The sequence below is a fragment of the Klebsiella sp. PK18 genome (assembly GCF_057784655.1).
This window is the reverse complement of the sequence record NZ_CM173493.1, coordinates 2,337,286-2,352,301: the sequence shown is the minus strand read 5'-3', so window position 1 is coordinate 2,352,301 and position 15,016 is coordinate 2,337,286. Positions and strand designations below refer to the sequence as shown.

Genomic DNA, 15,016 nt, shown 5'->3' with positions numbered 1-15,016 from the left:
TCCACTTTGCCCCAAGATCGGACAAAATCCCACGCTAATTTAAAAGCGTATCGGCCATTGACCCCTTCCTGTCGTTCTGTGTCGTTTTCCCGACGTGATGCAATGTTGAAAATTGTATTCAGGGTGTGTGTAGGCAAACGTTTACGTATCGATGATCAGGCGATCAGGTCAAGGCATGGAGTGAGATGTAATGGCAACTATTAAAGATGTAGCGAAGCGCGCAAACGTTTCCACTACAACTGTATCACATGTAATTAACAAAACCCGTTTCGTTGCCGAAGAGACGCGCAATGCGGTGTGGGCGGCGATCAAAGAGCTGCACTACTCGCCGAGCGCCGTGGCCCGCAGCCTGAAAGTCAATCATACAAAATCGATTGGTCTGCTGGCGACCAGTAGCGAAGCCGCCTATTTTGCTGAAATTATTGAGTCTGTTGAAAAGAGCTGCTTCCAGAAGGGCTACACCCTGATCCTCGGCAACGCATGGAACGATCCGGAAAAACAGCGCGCCTATTTGTCGATGATGGCGCAGAAGCGTGTCGACGGTCTGCTGGTGATGTGTTCCGAATATCCGGATTCGGTATTGAGCATGCTGGAAGAGTATCGCCATATCCCGATGGTGGTGATGGACTGGGGCGAAGCAAAAGCCGACTTCACCGATGCGGTGATCGATAACGCCTTCCAGGGCGGCTATATCGCCGGACGCTACCTGATTGAACGTGGCCATCGTGAAATCGGCGTGATCCCGGGTCCGCTGGAGCGCAACACCGGCGCAGGCCGCCTGGCCGGCTTTATGCAGGCGATGAAAGAGGCGCATATCAGCGTGCCGGAAAACTGGATTGTGCAGGGCGACTTCGAGCCGGAGTCCGGCTACCGCGCTATGCAGCAGATCTTAAGCCAGCAGCACCGTCCGACGGCGGTGTTCTGCGGCGGCGATATCATGGCGATGGGCGCTATCTGCGCGGCGGATGAAATGGGGCTGCGGGTGCCGCAGGACATTTCGCTGATCGGTTATGATAATGTGCGTAACGCCCGCTATTTCAGCCCGGCGTTAACCACCATTCATCAGCCGAAAGATTCCCTGGGCGAAGCCGCATTTAACATGCTGTTGGATCGTATCGTTAATAAGCGCGAAGAGTCACAGTCTATCGAAGTGCATCCTCGTCTGGTCGAACGCCGCTCCGTGGCGGATGGCCCGTTTGTCGATTATCGCCGCTAAGACGTTTGCGGGCGCATATTATTCCGGCGCCCGCAGCCATTCCCGATTCAGCGTGTCGCTGTCCCCCAGATAGTCGAGCATCCAGTTCAGCGCCGGTGAGGCATCACTCTGCTGCCAGGTCAGACAGCAGGCGGCATCCGGGAACGGATTCTCCAGCGCCAGCGCGGTCCACACGCCGCGATCTACCCATGGTCGGGCGAAATGGCTCGGCACCATGCCGACGCAGAGGCCCGCCGACAGACAGGTGGCCGACGATTCCCAGTCGGGGACCACCACCCTCTTCTGGTTATCCAGCAGCCAGGTTGTTCGTTTGGGCAGTGAACGTGACGTATCCTCCCGCACCAGCGACGGCCAGTTACGCAGGACATCATCGCTCAGGGGTCCCTCCATCTTCGCCAGCGGGTGATCGCTCGCCACCACGCAGTCCCAGCTCAGCATCCCCATATCGCGAAACGCATAGCGGCCCCCGACCGGAATAGATCGCGTTGCGCCAATCGCCAGTTCTACACGGCCGTCGGCCAGCGCATCCCATACGCCGTTGAACACTTCCTGGAAAACGATGAGCTCGACGTCGGGAAAATGGCGATAGAAATCGACGATCATCTGGCGCATCCGCGCCGGTTTCACAATATCATCCACCGCGATCGACAGCTGCCCGCGCCAGCCGTTGGCGATTTGCTGGCACTGCTGGCGGGTGATCTGCATTTTTTTGATAACAGAGCGCCCTTCCTGTAAGAACCAGACCCCTGCGGGCGTCAGCTCCACATCACGATGGCGGCGCTCAAACAAGGGAACGGCCAGCCACTCTTCAAGCTGACGCACGGTATAGCTGATGGCGGAGGGCACCCGGTGCAGCTCCTGCGCGGCCGCGCTGAAGCTGCCGTTGCGGGCTACGGCATCAACCACTTCCAGAGAGTATTCAGACCACATTTTCTGCCTGCAAAATTTTTGAATGCATGTGACAAATATTAGCGTTTCACAAGCCACAATGCACTCCCTACACTCTGCGGCATCGTACCTGTACTCCAAAAATGAGAACGTTATGTCACAACCTGGGAAAGGATTTTTAGTCTGGCTGGCCGGCCTGAGCGTGCTGGGCTTTCTGGCCACCGATATGTACCTGCCGGCGTTTGCCGCCATGCAGCAGGATCTCAATACCTCCGCTGCCTCCATCAGCGCCAGCCTGAGCCTGTTCCTCGCCGGCTTCGCGCTGGGGCAGCTGTTCTGGGGGCCGCTGTCGGACCGCTATGGGCGCAAACCGGTGCTGTTGAGCGGCCTGGCAATTTTCGCGGCCGGCTGTCTGGGGATGCTGTGGGTGCACAACGCTACCCTGATGCTGGCGCTGCGCTTTTTGCAGGCGATTGGCGTCTGTGCCGCGGCCGTTACCTGGCAGGCGATGGTCACCGATTACTATCCTGCCCAGCGCACGAACCGCATCTTCGCCACCATTATGCCGCTGGTAGGACTGTCGCCAGCGCTGGCCCCGCTGCTGGGTAGCTGGCTACTGGTGCACTTCGAGTGGCAAGCCATCTTCGCCACCCTGTTTGCCATTACTCTGCTGCTGATGCTGCCTGCCCTGCGCCTGAAGGCAGCCGCAAAGTCGGTAGCAGTGACACAGCAGAAGATCACCTTTCTCGCGCTGCTGCGCTCCCGGGAATACAGCGGCAACGTCCTGATCTACGCCGCCTGCTCCGCCAGCTTCTTCGCCTGGCTTACCGGTTCACCTTTTATCCTGCACGAAATGGGCTATGGCCCAACCGCTATCGGCCTGAGCTATATCCCACAGACCATCGCCTTTCTGGTGGGCGGCTATGGTTGTCGCGCACTGCTACAAAAATGGTCAGGACAACAGATGCTGCCGTGGCTGCTGGTGGTCTTCGCCGTCAGCGTTGCCGCCACCTGGCTGGTCGGCCTGCAAACGCATGCCTCGCTGGTGGCGTTAATGATCCCGTTCTGCATGATGGCGGTGGTCAACGGCGGGATCTATCCCATTGTGGTCGCCCAGGCGCTGAAGCCCTTCCCTCAGGCAACGGGCCGCGCGGCGGCGCTGCAGAATACGCTGCAGCTGGGATTGTGCTTCCTGACCAGTTTGCTGGTATCGGCGCTGATCGCCACGCCGCTGCTGACCACCACCAGTGTGATGCTGGTCTCGATTGGCTTAGCCGGAATCGGCTATCGCCTGCAGCAAACGCCGGAGCTGACCCCCCACTCTTCCCACGCGTAACGCCCATCGCCGTTGCCCGGACCAGTCGTTAGCATGCTAAGAAAATTTTATTGAAAGCCAGTACTTAGCGTCCTATACTGGATCCGGGTTCACATAAATAGAAAATAGTTAAATATTAACGGATGCAGGATGCCTCCGTTTCACCATGGAAGGCCTTTCGGCAAGGGTTATCTCCCTTCCTCTGTTCTACGTCGGATAGCGACTTCACGGATTATCCGTGAGATTTCTCACAAAGCCAAAAAAGCGTCTACGCTGTTTTAAGGTTCTGATCACTTGGGCGTGATGGAGAAGCTATGAGTTCATCGTGTATAGAAGAAGTAAGTGTACCAAATGATGACTGGTACCGGATTGCAGCTGAATTATTGGGCCGTGCGGGAATAGAAATCAATGGCTCCGCGCCGTCAGACCTGCGAATTAAAAACCCTCTTTTCTTTAAACGTGTCCTGCAGGAGGGGTCGCTGGGGTTAGGCGAAAGCTATATGGACGGCTGGTGGGACTGCGAGCGTCTGGATATATTCTTCCACAAAGTGCTTCGCGCCGGACTGGAAAAACAGCTCCCTCACCATTTCAAAGATACACTCCGCATCGCAGGCGCTCGCCTGTTCAATCTGCAAAGTAAAAAACGCGCCTGGATTGTTGGCAAAGAGCATTACGATCTCGGCAACGATCTCTTCAGCCGAATGCTTGACCCCTACATGCAGTATTCCTGCGGATACTGGAAAGAGGCGCAAACCCTCGAAGCGGCGCAGCAGGCTAAACTGGACCTCATCTGTCGTAAGCTGGAGCTTGAGCCGGGGATGCGGGTACTGGATATCGGCTGTGGATGGGGCGGGCTCGCCGAGTATATGGCGCGAAATTACCAGGTCAGCGTTGTCGGCGTGACCATCTCCGCCGAGCAGCAAAAGATGGCCCAGGCGCGCTGCGCTGATCTTGACGTGGAGATTCGGCTCCAGGACTATCGCGATCTGCACGACAGCTTTGACCGTATCGTCTCCGTCGGTATGTTCGAGCACGTGGGACCGAAAAATTACGCCACCTACTTTGAGGTCGCGGATCGTAATTTGAAACCCAACGGCCGTTTCTTACTGCACACCATCGGTTCCAAAGTCACCGACCATAACGTCGACCCGTGGATCGATAAATATATCTTCCCCAACGGCTGTCTGCCGTCGGTTCGGCAGATCGCCGATGCCAGCGAGAAGCACTTTGTGATGGAAGACTGGCATAACTTCGGCGCCGATTATGACACCACCCTGATGGCCTGGTATGAGCGTTTTCTCGCCAGCTGGCCGGAAATTGCCGATAACTATTCTGAACGTTTCAAACGGATGTTCAGCTATTATCTGAACGCCTGCGCCGGCGCCTTCCGCGCCCGTGACATTCAGCTCTGGCAGGTAGTGTTCTCGCGCGGCATTGAACATGGGCTACGCATCGCCCGCTAACAAAATCTCCCCCGCTCACCGGCGGGGGATTTTTTTCAGGCTTCATTCACCTTAGACGCAACGTCTTTCGCGGCCAGCACGCGTTCAACCGTATCGACAACCGCCTGAGTTTGCGGGTCAATCTCAATATTGACGCGGTCACCCAGCTTTTTCGCGCCCAGCGTGGTCCGCTGCAGCGTTTCCGGGATAAGATGCACGCAGAAGCGGGTTGCCGTCACCTCGCCCACCGTCAGGCTAATGCCATCAATACCGATGAAACCTTTATAAAGGATATATTTCATCAGCGTCGGATCCTGCACTTTAAACCAGATCTGACGGTTATTTTCGGAAGTGAGGATCTTCACGATTTCCGCGGTGGTCATAATATGGCCGGACATCAGATGCCCGCCGATTTCATCACTGAATTTCGCCGCCCGCTCGACGTTCACTTCATCCCCGATCTGAATATCGCCGAGGTTGGTAATCCGCAGCGTCTCTTTCATCAGATCGAAGCTGATGTGCGCGCCGTTTATTTCGGTCACCGTCAGGCAACAGCCGTTATTGGCTACCGAGGCGCCGGTTTCCAGCCCCTCCAGCATATGCGCCGGTAGCTCCACCACATGGGTGCGAAAATTGGGTTTATCATCAATGGAGACCACTTTCGCGGTTCCCTGAACAATACCAGTAAACATGTTAGGCTCCTGTTGAAAATCATGACGGTATCATTACCGTTTTCGCTATCGGGAACAATAACAGGAGGGCAAAGCGGTTGCCAGCGCGCTTCGTGCCTCGACTCTTTTTTCACTGGCTTAATGGCTAATCCTCGCTACAATAGACTGGAAATTCCTCATTTTTATCCCCTTGCTGCCAGTTACGGCGGCTTTTTTAGTCTCAAAATAACAACAAAATAAAGGTGTTCACGTGCAGAAGTATTTCGTTGAAGCGCGTCAGTTATTAGCTCTGGCTATACCCGTCATCCTTGCGCAGGTGGCGCAGACAGCAATGGGTTTTGTCGATACCGTGATGGCGGGTGGCTACAGCGCCACGGATATGGCCGCCGTGGCCATCGGGACCTCCATCTGGCTGCCGGCGATCCTCTTTGGCCACGGGCTGCTGCTGGCGCTGACCCCGGTGGTGGCGCAGCTTAACGGCTCCGGACGGCGGGATCGCATCGCACAGCAGGTGCGTCAGGGCTTCTGGCTGGCCGGCTTTGTCTCGGTGCTGATTATGGTCGTGCTGTGGAACGCCGGCTATATCATCAGCTCCATGCATAATATCGACCCGCTGTTGGCTGAGAAGGCGGTTGGCTATCTGCGCGCCCTGCTGTGGGGCGCGCCGGGCTATCTGTTCTTCCAGGTTGCCCGTAATCAGTGTGAAGGGCTGGCGAAAACCAAACCCGGGATGGTCATGGGCTTTATCGGCTTACTGGTCAACATTCCGGTGAACTATATCTTTATCTATGGTCATTTCGGCATGCCCGAGCTGGGCGGTGTCGGCTGTGGCGTAGCGACTGCTTCGGTTTACTGGGTGATGTTCGCCAGCATGCTGTGGTGGGTGCGTCGGGCGCGTTCGATGCGGGATATCCGCTGCGCCGAGCGCTTCAGCCGCCCCGATGTCGCCGTCCTGTTACGGCTGGTGCAGCTGGGGCTGCCCATTGCTCTGGCGCTGTTCTTTGAAGTCACGCTGTTTGCCGTCGTCGCGCTGCTGGTCTCCCCGCTGGGGATCATTGACGTCGCCGGTCACCAGATCGCGCTTAACTTCAGCTCATTGATGTTCGTTCTGCCGCTATCGCTGGCGGCGGCGGTCACCATTCGCGTCGGCTTCCGTCTCGGACAAGGTTCAACGATCGATGCCCAGGTTTCGGCCCGCACCGGCGTGGGCGTGGGCGTCTGTCTGGCGGTATTTACCGCTATCTTTACCGTGCTGATGCGTGAACAGATTGCCCTGCTGTATAACGATAATCCCGAGGTGGTGCTGCTGGCCTCACACCTGATGCTGCTGGCGGCTATCTATCAGATCTCCGACTCCATCCAGGTGATCGGCAGCGGCATTCTGCGCGGCTATAAAGATACCCGGTCTATCTTTTTTATTACCTTTACCGCGTACTGGGTGCTGGGTTTGCCGAGCGGCTATCTGCTGGCGTTGACCGATATGGTTGTGCCACGCATGGGGCCCGCCGGTTTCTGGTGTGGATTTATCATCGGCCTGACCTCCGCCGCCATCATGATGATGCTGCGGATGCGTTTTCTACAGCGCCAGCCCTCCAGCATCATCTTACAGCGCGCCGCGCGCTAGTCCCTGCAAAGCCCGCCCCTCCGGCGGGCTTTTTCGTTCTCCGGCATTGCGACCACGTTGTACATTCCGTTACTCCCCGACACCAAAGACTCACTGATGGCACTCCCCGAGACGCATATAGTGTGGTCAACAGCCCCGCAGTGGGGTTACTCAAGAAACCAATTCGAGGATTTCAGAATGAAAAAAGTATTAGCTCTGGTTGTTGCCGCTGCTATGGGTCTGTCATCAGTTGCTTTCGCTGCCGATGCCGCAAGCGCCACCCCGGCCGCAGCTGCCAGCCATACCACCGTTCACCATAAGAAACATCACAAAGCGGCCGCGAAACCGGCAGCCGAGCAGAAAGCCCAGGCGGCGAAGAAACACCACAAAGCCGCTGCAAAACCGGCTGCTGAGCAAAAAGCCCAGGCGGCGAAGAAACACCATAAAGCCGCTGCGAAACCGGCTGCTGAGCAAAAAGCGCAGGCGGCGAAGAAACACCATAAAGCTGCTGCGAAACCGGCAGTCGCGCAGAAAGCCCAGGCGGCGAAAAAACACCACAAAGCTGCTGCGAAACCGGCAGTCGCGCAGAAAGCGCAGGGTGCAAAGAAACATCATAAAGCGGCACACCACGCAGCTAAACCGGCGGTTAAACCTGCGGCATAATGGTCAGGGCGTTAAGGTGATAAACCGGCGCAGAACAGCGCCGGTTTTTTTTCAGGAGGACATCATGCTGCAACGCTATCGCTTCGAATTGCTGCTGTTACTGCTCATCGTCTGCGCGCTGTTTACCCTGCGCTTGATGTTTAAATAGCGGGCTGCTGAACCCATTTACGGGCCGGCGGCGTATAGTCGCGAAAACCGGCGATAATCTCGTCTGCCGAGGTAGCAAACGGCAGCATCTCCGCGTAGCGCGGGTGCATAAATCCTTCCCGTACCATGTTGTCGACCATCGCCTGAAGCGGATCGTAATAACCCTTGATATTCAGGAACGCGCACGGTTTCTCATGGATCCCCAGTTGCGCCCAGGTCCATTGTTCGAAAATCTCTTCGAGCGTCCCCGCCCCGCCCGGCAGGGCAATAAAGCCATCCGCCAGCGCCGCCATTTTGGTTTTCCGCTCGTGCATATCCTCGACCACATGCAGCTCCGTCAAGCCGCGGTGGGCAATTTCCCGCTCCACCAGGCCGCGCGGCATCACGCCGATCACCACGCCACCGGCCTCCAGCGCCGCATCGGCGACCGCCCCCATCAGACCGACTTTGCCGCCGCCATAGACAAGCGCCAGCCCCTGCTGCGCCAGCGTACGTCCGACCAGACGGGCGGTGTCGAGATACAGCGGATGTTCGCCAGCTGAAGAACCGCAAAAAATACCAATCGATTTCATCTTCGTTATGACTCCTTCTCTTCTGGTGGCCGATAATTTAACACAACGGCAACCCTACCGCGCAGAGTTAGACGGGCAGAAAAAAGCGAGTCATGACGCTCGCTGGCGAAGAAATATCCTTGTGGTTCAGTAAAATATATCCGGAATGGGTAAAAGTTCCGCAATCGCATGCAATGTGCAAGAAAAGTGACGTTTACCTCTTGCCACATCCTCTCCCTGCCGCTAATATGCGTCCCCGTTGTCACCACAACATTGCGTTCGTAGCTCAGTTGGTTAGAGCACCACCTTGACATGGTGGGGGTCGTTGGTTCGAGTCCAATCGAACGCACCATAATGCGTTTATAGCTCAGTTGGTTAGAGCACCACCTTGACATGGTGGGGGTCGTTGGTTCGAGTCCAATTAAACGCACCATAATGCGTCTGTAGCTCAGTTGGTTAGAGCACCACCTTGACATGGTGGGGGTCGATGGTTCGAGTCCATTCAGACGCACCAATCAGTTATCCTTCTGTAATTTCTGTGTTTTATCACCTGCCCCCGATGGTATTGCTGACTTAAAATGTTGTGTATTGGCAAAGATTTTTCCTTGCATATTCCACACTCGTGCAGGGGAAGCCAACCCTTTTAAGTACATTTTTGAGCACATCGAAATGGCGCTTTAGTCCACGAACGACGGGAAAAGTATCATTGCAGCAAGGCATTTTTTCCCGGCGGAAAACATTTCAGGCTTTAAAACTCCGGGCACTGACGTTACAGAATACTGCAGACAAAACTAAGGTGACGACTATGCCATTAACCGACACGGCCATTCGTAATGGCGGCTACTCCCCCAAATGACTCGCTGACCGATATGGATGGCCACTCCCTGTCTGTCAGCAAATCAGGAAGCAAAAATGGCACTTTCACTACTATCATAACGGAAAACAATGCAGCATGAGTTTCGGCCTCTAACCTGACATTTCACTCAGTGTGGCCCGAATTTTACGTCATGCAGCCCGTTCACAAATTGCACAGGGTTTCGTTCCTCAGATTCAGACAAAATTAACGCTGGCAAAACGACACTTCAAGTATTTGAAAGGGCACCCATCACACTCATATTTTTACTCCACAGTCATGAGCATCAAAAATCGATCAACAGACCACGCCGTTTAATTTTTAATGATAATCATTCCATTCATCATAAATATATGCATATGCAAATCGATATATCAGATACCCCACCAGGAATTCCACAACTGAAAGTAAACCCCAGAGAAATTTATATTCATTCACTGAGAAAAAAAAGAACCAGCCAGCCAGCGCGATACCCGAAGTACCTAATCCCATACCTGCTCCCCTGATAACACGGGAAAGTATGATGAGTAATGTTCGTTTTATATTCATAATCCACCAAAGAAATATTCCATACTGAAAACTATTCCCTGGCGTAAACAAGCGAGCGCGGTACAGCATAGATGAAACCCTGCCACAGTAGAATAAAGAAAGTCCAGCCCCGACCGGGCCAGACTAACTTTTTAAGATTAACGCCCGAATTACATTGAGAATTTACATATAAAAGACCTGAGCCATTGATGATGTCATAATATGGCGGGCGGTTCGCACATATCCAGAATAAGCGGCGAAAACGCACCATGAAATACATTGCTTTTCTGATTTACATCAGTTAGCGCCGCCTGACCGTTATTTCGTATAACCCGCTAATATTATCCAGTCGATACTGACAGGGATAATATTCCCCTGGCCATAAAGCGCAGCGGCAGCTTGCGCACCTACCGTCTGACAGACAAAACCCGCATATTGTCTTCAGACACGGCGAAGACTGGCCTGCGCCATCGCCAGGGCATCTTCCCCTGCCGGCAGCCGCGAAGGGGCCTGAGGATCGTTCACCATCCGCCAGACGGCCTGAGCCACATCGACAGCCTGCGTCACGCTGGCGTTATCCTGCATGCTGTCGAGGATCTGCTGGCCGAGCGCCGCATAGCTCTCCGGGAGCTGGCCCATCGTTCGACGAGCGTTTTCCCCGAAGCGGGTCTGCGGGGCGCGTCCCGGCAGGATTAGCCCGACGCGAATATTAAAAGCACGGAGCTCCAGCGCCAGCGACTCCGTGAAGGCATTCACCGCCGCCTTACTCGCGGTGTATACCGCCAGCAGGGGCATCGGTTGCAGGGTGACCGCCGAGGTAATGTTAACGATGGTCCCGCTTCGGCGCGCTCTGAACCGGGGGATCACCGCCTGGGTCATGGCAATCGTTCCCAGGGTATTGGTGGCAAACAGGTCTGCTATCGCCTCGCGCGACGCGCCCTCCAGGGCATTAAGCATCCCCACCCCGGCGTTGTTAACCAGCACATCAATCTCTCCGGCTTCGGCAATGGCCTCGGCGATACTCTGCGCCGAAGTGACGTCAAGACGCACCAGCCGCAGACGGTCGCTGGCGGGCAACACACCTTCCTGCGGAGCGCGCATCGTGGCAATAACCTTCCAGCCTTGCTCGAGAAAATAACGCGCCGTCTCCAGGCCAAAACCCGATGAACAGCCGGTGATCATTATCGTTTGCATATCTCTGTCTCCGAATGGCTTCTTCCTTTTGATCATAGACAGGCCGTGTCGGACGATATAGGGTCAATAATCCATCATTCTTTAGCAGGAGTCCGGAAATGAGCGATCCGTTGGCGGAGGTTATTGCCATGCTAAATCTCAGAGCGGTGCTGACCAAAACCGTTGAGGGGGCGGGAGACTGGCGAGTGATACGCTCGGACCAGGGGTTGTCATTTTATGGCGTCGTGCTGGAAGGCGGCTGTCGGCTGGAAATTGACCAGCATGAGCCGCAGATCCTGCGCGCCGGGGACTTTATTCTGATCCCGGCGGCGTACCGTTTCGCGCTAACCAGCCTGCCCCCGCCCCCTTCACCGGCGCTGGAGACCATCCCGGTGCAACTGGCGGAGGGACACTTTCGGCTGGGAGCCCTCGACAAGCCTGCGCAGATGCAGGCGCTGATTGGCCACTGCGCTTCCGGTTCAACGAACGCCAGCCTGCTGGCCTCGCTGTTGCCAGCCTTTGTGGTGGTCCGCAATCACCCGCGGCTGGCCACCTTTGTCGGGCTGCTGAAAGAGGAAGCGCAAGAGGATCGCGCGGGCAAATCTTTCGTTCTGGCGCGGATGGTTGAGCTACTTTTTATCGAGGCCATCCGTTCCTCCGGCACGCTCGCCACCCCCGGTCTGATGCGCGGGCTGAGCGACCCGCGGGTCGCCCAGGCAATCCGCCTGCTGCATCAGGCCCCCGCCAGACGCTGGACGGTCAACGCCCTGGCCGCCGACTGTGCGCTGTCTCGCTCGACGTTATTTGAACGCTTTACCGACCTGACCGGGATGACCCCGATGGGCTATCTGTTAGGCTGGCGAATGACCCTGGCCATGCAGTGGCTGAGCGAGACGGGCATCAGCATTGCGGATATCGCCGAGCGCATCGGCTATGGCTCGGCTAGCGCGTTCAGCGTAGCTTTTACCCGTTATACCGGGATATCGCCGGGGAAATATGCCCGCCAGCGGGCGACGCAGCCTCCCCCCGGGCCAGCCCTGACTTAACCGGCTGCAATCTCCGTCTGCAGCCAGCGCTCAAACACTTGCAGCGCCAGCTCCCCCTCCCCGCCACCGGGTTTGATCAGGCAGAAGCGCTTAGCCAGCGTCGGGGAGCCCGGCCACGGGGCAACCAGCGTCCCGGCGCGCAGCTCGCTTTCCACATACATCTTCGGCACCAGCGCCACCCCCTGCTGGCTCAGTACCGCGGCGATGGCCATCTCATGCAGATCGTAGCGCGGCCCCTGCGCCGGATTATCCAGCGCCAACCCGCATTCCCGGGCATAGAGCAGCCAGGCGTCAGGGTTCTGCCGCCGGTGAATGCGCGGCAATCGGTTCAGTTGCCCGGGGAGATCGTCATTCGTCAGCAACGCCGCATGACAGACCGGCAGCAGATACTCCTCGAACAAAAAGGTCACATCCATGCCAGTCCACGCCGGGTGATCAAAATGGATGGCGGCATCAAAACCGCTGCCCGGGAGGATGAAGGGATCGCTGCGGGCGGCAATATTGACCACGATATGCGGATGCTGCGCTGCAAAGCGTCCAAGCCGGGGAATTAACCAGCGGCTGGCAAAGGTAGGAAGCACGGCGAGCTCCAGGCTATGTCCATCGGAGGGCATCCCGCTGACATCGTGGGTATCCCGCTCCAGACGGGCAAGGATCTCGCGGACCTGGCGGGCATAGCGGGCGCCAGCCGGATTGAGCCGCACCCGGCTCCCCGTCCTGTCGAAGAGTTTACTGTCGAGGAGCGCTTCCAGACGGGCAATCTGCCGGCTGATTGCCCCTTCCGTTAATGCGAGTTCCGCCGCCGCGCGGGCAAAGTTGCCGTGACGGGCAGCGGCCTCAAAAGCCAGTAGCGCAGCGCTGCTGGGGATTTTACGACGCATAGCCAATGCTCCTTGTGCAGGCTCACCGAAAGTCAGTGACAGAATATCACTGACCATTGAATTAACATCGTTTTTCAGCGCCATTTTTAGCCGATAGGATGATGAAAAGTCACTAAAGCGCTTTGCGCGCTCAATCATCTGTCCATCGAGGTCACTATGCTCTATGTCGTCGAATGCGCCTACACCGATCCCCAAGGCGAAACAGCGTGGAATACCTTTTACAATCAGGAAAAACTGCCGGCGCTGGTCTCTGTGCCCGGTTTTTACGCCTCTCAGCGCTTCCGCGCCCTCAGCGAGGAGTGCCCCCGCTACCTGGCGCTGCACGATATCCACGATGCTACCGTCATCGACAGCGACGCCTACCGCCGCAACGGTGGCGGCCATTTTGCCCGCTGGCAATCGGCGATCACCGACTGGCACCGCCACCTCTATGTTGCAGATAGCGGCGTGCGGGAGGTCCGGTCTGATGAGGTGCTCCTGCTGAGCGATACGCCTCAGACGCTACCCATCTCCCCGGCAATCGTCCTGCTGCCTGGCGGCCTGGCGACACAACAAACCCGGTATGCCGCCATCGTCCCGCGTGACGACCTGCATCATCTGGCCACGGCTGCCGCCGTCTTTATCTATCAGCCCATCACCGCCCGGTTACGTAACCCGGCGCAACGCGCGTGAGGTCACCATGACACCAGTCCCCTTTTATACGTTGACCGCAGGCGACCTGACGGTGACCGCCGTCAGTGATGGTCAGATGTCGGCGCCACTGTCCTTACTCTCGGGTATCATGCCTGAGGAGGCGGAGCGCCTGCAGCGGAACGCCGGGTTAGCCTCACCGGAGGTCATTGCGATCGGCGCCTATCTTATCCGCGGACGCGGGCACACCGTACTGGTGGATACCGGCACCGGGGGAGTCAATGGCGTCGGCGGTGCGCTTATCGCCAATCTGGCGCTGCTCGGCGTACGCCCTGAGGAGATTGACACCATCCTCCTCACCCACGCGCACCCGGACCACATCGGCGGGTTGCTGACGGCAACCGGCGCCCCGGCGTATCCCAACGCCACGGTGTTCCTGCCTTCGCGGGAACGCGCTTACTGGCTGGCGGCATCCACACTGGACAACGCCAGCGATCGCGGCCGGCGCAACGTGCTGCTCGTCCACCGCGTACTGGCAATCTGCGCGGCGCAAATTCGCGAAGTTGATGGTGAGGAGACGGTCGCCGGGATCCACCCGTGCCCTCTGCCCGGCCATACGCCCGGCCATACCGGGTATCGTCTCGAGGCGGGCGATACCTCGCTGCTCATCTGGGGGGATATTGTCCATTTCCCGACCATTCAGACCACCCGGCCGTCGGTGTCGGTCGCCTTCGACGTCGATCCTGAACAGGCCCGACAAACCCGGGAATGTCTGCTGCGCCAGGCCGCCAGCGAACAATGGCTGATCGCCGGCATGCATCTTGGTCTGCCCGGCTTTGCCAGGGTGGTGGAGACGCCTTCTGGTTATCTGTTGCAGTCGGTGTAAAGGTCGCAGAGGTAAGCCCTGCTTGTCCGCAGGAACAAGCAGGGCTTTATGTCAGGGGGTTGGGCAGGCCGCTAACTGCGGCTTTTCCAGGCTTTTTTGCTTTTGCAGCTGGCTTTGGTGGCGACCCACGGGTGGCGTAGCTGAGTCAACTGAAGATCCTGGGAGGCCGGGCTGGCCGACCAGCGTTTGTTACACAGAGGCTTACGAGTTGCAATGACCATAAAAACGCTCCTGAAAAGTAATGAACAATTCCCTGGGTAGTTCCATAAGTTCAGAATCAGCTTATCATCGCGTAACGGAAGTTATTTCAATCTTTGTTTTACTATGTAAATGGTGAAAGCCTCCTGAAATGAGCAAAATTGATCTAGATCAATATAAGTGCATTTAGTTTTTCCTGACACCTATATATTCAACCGCTTACCAGCGGCTGACGTTTGTTTAAGACTTTTCCTATACCATACAATCCTGCAGAGCAATAATCATTTATCAGATTTTTATTCTACTTATGTATACAAACATGGTT

General features: G+C 56.7%; 16 protein-coding genes and 3 tRNA genes. 12 read left to right on the top strand and 7 right to left on the bottom strand.

The window, feature by feature from the left end; all coding sequences use genetic code 11:
• Nucleotides 1–190 precede the first annotated feature (190 nt).
• Complete coding sequence (gene purR / locus AC3EMD_RS11435) at nt 191–1,216, top strand: HTH-type transcriptional repressor PurR (protein ID WP_004202888.1); 1,026 nt, start codon at nt 191–193, stop codon at nt 1,214–1,216.
• Nucleotides 1,217–1,234: 18 nt separating this feature from the next.
• Here purR and punR read toward each other — a convergent pair whose 3' ends face one another.
• Entirely contained in the window at nt 1,235–2,146 is a 912-nt protein-coding gene (punR, locus tag AC3EMD_RS11430) for a DNA-binding transcriptional activator PunR (protein ID WP_012541515.1), read from the bottom strand.
• Between the two features lie 112 nt (nt 2,147–2,258).
• On the opposite strand from punR, the gene punC reads away from it, so the two are divergent.
• Nucleotides 2,259–3,440 carry a purine nucleoside transporter PunC gene (punC, locus tag AC3EMD_RS11425; RefSeq protein ID WP_012541514.1) on the top strand — a complete coding sequence of 394 codons (1,182 nt, stop codon included), beginning with the start codon at nt 2,259–2,261 and terminating at the stop codon, nt 3,438–3,440.
• A 293-nt stretch (nt 3,441–3,733) separates the two neighbouring features.
• Nucleotides 3,734–4,882, top strand: a complete 1,149-nt coding sequence (gene cfa / locus AC3EMD_RS11420) for a cyclopropane fatty acyl phospholipid synthase (protein WP_008804616.1) — start codon at nt 3,734–3,736, stop codon at nt 4,880–4,882.
• 35 nt (nt 4,883–4,917) lie between these two features.
• Here cfa and AC3EMD_RS11415 read toward each other — a convergent pair whose 3' ends face one another.
• Nucleotides 4,918–5,553 (bottom strand): riboflavin synthase, encoded by a 636-nt coding sequence (locus AC3EMD_RS11415; RefSeq protein WP_012541513.1) that lies wholly within the window; start codon nt 5,551–5,553, stop codon nt 4,918–4,920.
• A 229-nt stretch (nt 5,554–5,782) separates the two neighbouring features.
• Here AC3EMD_RS11415 and mdtK point away from each other — a divergent pair, with 229 nt between their 5' ends.
• The 3 genes from mdtK (at nt 5,783) to ydgU (ending at nt 7,946) form a co-directional block, all read left to right on the top strand.
• A complete protein-coding gene (gene mdtK, locus AC3EMD_RS11410) occupies nt 5,783–7,156 on the top strand; it encodes an MdtK family multidrug efflux MATE transporter (protein WP_012541512.1) in 1,374 nt (457 codons plus the stop codon).
• A gap of 177 nt (nt 7,157–7,333) precedes the next feature.
• On the top strand, nt 7,334–7,798 hold the full coding sequence (asr, locus tag AC3EMD_RS11405; protein WP_164729006.1) for an acid resistance repetitive basic protein Asr: 465 nt from the start codon (nt 7,334–7,336) through the stop codon (nt 7,796–7,798).
• A 64-nt stretch (nt 7,799–7,862) separates the two neighbouring features.
• Entirely contained in the window at nt 7,863–7,946 is an 84-nt protein-coding gene (gene ydgU / locus AC3EMD_RS11400; protein ID WP_002907795.1) for a small membrane protein YdgU, read from the top strand.
• Here the strand turns inward: ydgU and AC3EMD_RS11395 are convergent.
• Nucleotides 7,939–8,517 carry an LOG family protein gene (locus tag AC3EMD_RS11395; RefSeq protein WP_008804612.1) on the bottom strand — a complete coding sequence of 193 codons (579 nt, stop codon included), beginning with the start codon at nt 8,515–8,517 and terminating at the stop codon, nt 7,939–7,941. The two genes, ydgU and AC3EMD_RS11395, sit on opposite strands and share 8 nt — an antisense overlap.
• Before the next feature lie 254 nt (nt 8,518–8,771).
• Here AC3EMD_RS11395 and AC3EMD_RS11390 point away from each other — a divergent pair.
• From AC3EMD_RS11390 to AC3EMD_RS11380, 3 genes are all read left to right on the top strand, one after another.
• Nucleotides 8,772–8,848 (top strand) — tRNA-Val (locus tag AC3EMD_RS11390).
• 4 nt (nt 8,849–8,852) lie between these two features.
• A tRNA-Val gene (locus tag AC3EMD_RS11385) sits at nt 8,853–8,929 on the top strand.
• Nucleotides 8,930–8,933: 4 nt separating this feature from the next.
• Nucleotides 8,934–9,010, top strand: a tRNA-Val gene (locus tag AC3EMD_RS11380).
• A 660-nt stretch (nt 9,011–9,670) separates the two neighbouring features.
• Here AC3EMD_RS11380 and AC3EMD_RS11375 read toward each other — a convergent pair.
• Both AC3EMD_RS11375 and AC3EMD_RS11370 read right to left on the bottom strand, forming a co-directional pair.
• On the bottom strand, nt 9,671–9,967 hold the full coding sequence (locus AC3EMD_RS11375; RefSeq protein WP_077248742.1) for a hypothetical protein: 297 nt from the start codon (nt 9,965–9,967) through the stop codon (nt 9,671–9,673).
• Nucleotides 9,968–10,318: 351 nt separating this feature from the next.
• Nucleotides 10,319–11,071 carry an SDR family oxidoreductase gene (locus tag AC3EMD_RS11370; RefSeq protein ID WP_012968033.1) on the bottom strand — a complete coding sequence of 251 codons (753 nt, stop codon included), beginning with the start codon at nt 11,069–11,071 and terminating at the stop codon, nt 10,319–10,321.
• A gap of 98 nt (nt 11,072–11,169) precedes the next feature.
• On the opposite strand from AC3EMD_RS11370, the gene AC3EMD_RS11365 reads away from it, so the two are divergent.
• Nucleotides 11,170–12,096, top strand: a complete 927-nt coding sequence (locus AC3EMD_RS11365; protein ID WP_110210764.1) for an AraC family transcriptional regulator — start codon at nt 11,170–11,172, stop codon at nt 12,094–12,096.
• Here the strand turns inward: AC3EMD_RS11365 and AC3EMD_RS11360 are convergent.
• A complete protein-coding gene (locus AC3EMD_RS11360; protein WP_012968031.1) occupies nt 12,093–12,977 on the bottom strand; it encodes a LysR substrate-binding domain-containing protein in 885 nt (294 codons plus the stop codon). The genes AC3EMD_RS11365 and AC3EMD_RS11360 overlap by 4 nt on opposite strands.
• Before the next feature lie 156 nt (nt 12,978–13,133).
• Here AC3EMD_RS11360 and AC3EMD_RS11355 point away from each other — a divergent pair, with 156 nt between their 5' ends.
• Nucleotides 13,134–13,649, top strand: a complete 516-nt coding sequence (locus AC3EMD_RS11355) for a hypothetical protein (RefSeq protein WP_012968030.1) — start codon at nt 13,134–13,136, stop codon at nt 13,647–13,649.
• A 7-nt stretch (nt 13,650–13,656) separates the two neighbouring features.
• Nucleotides 13,657–14,493, top strand: a complete 837-nt coding sequence (locus AC3EMD_RS11350; protein ID WP_270189541.1) for an MBL fold metallo-hydrolase — start codon at nt 13,657–13,659, stop codon at nt 14,491–14,493.
• A 71-nt stretch (nt 14,494–14,564) separates the two neighbouring features.
• Here AC3EMD_RS11350 and AC3EMD_RS11345 read toward each other — a convergent pair whose 3' ends face one another.
• Nucleotides 14,565–14,714: a hypothetical protein gene (locus tag AC3EMD_RS11345; RefSeq protein WP_012541503.1), complete on the bottom strand. Its 150-nt coding sequence runs from the start codon at nt 14,712–14,714 to the stop codon at nt 14,565–14,567.
• Nucleotides 14,715–15,016: the final 302 nt, after the last annotated feature.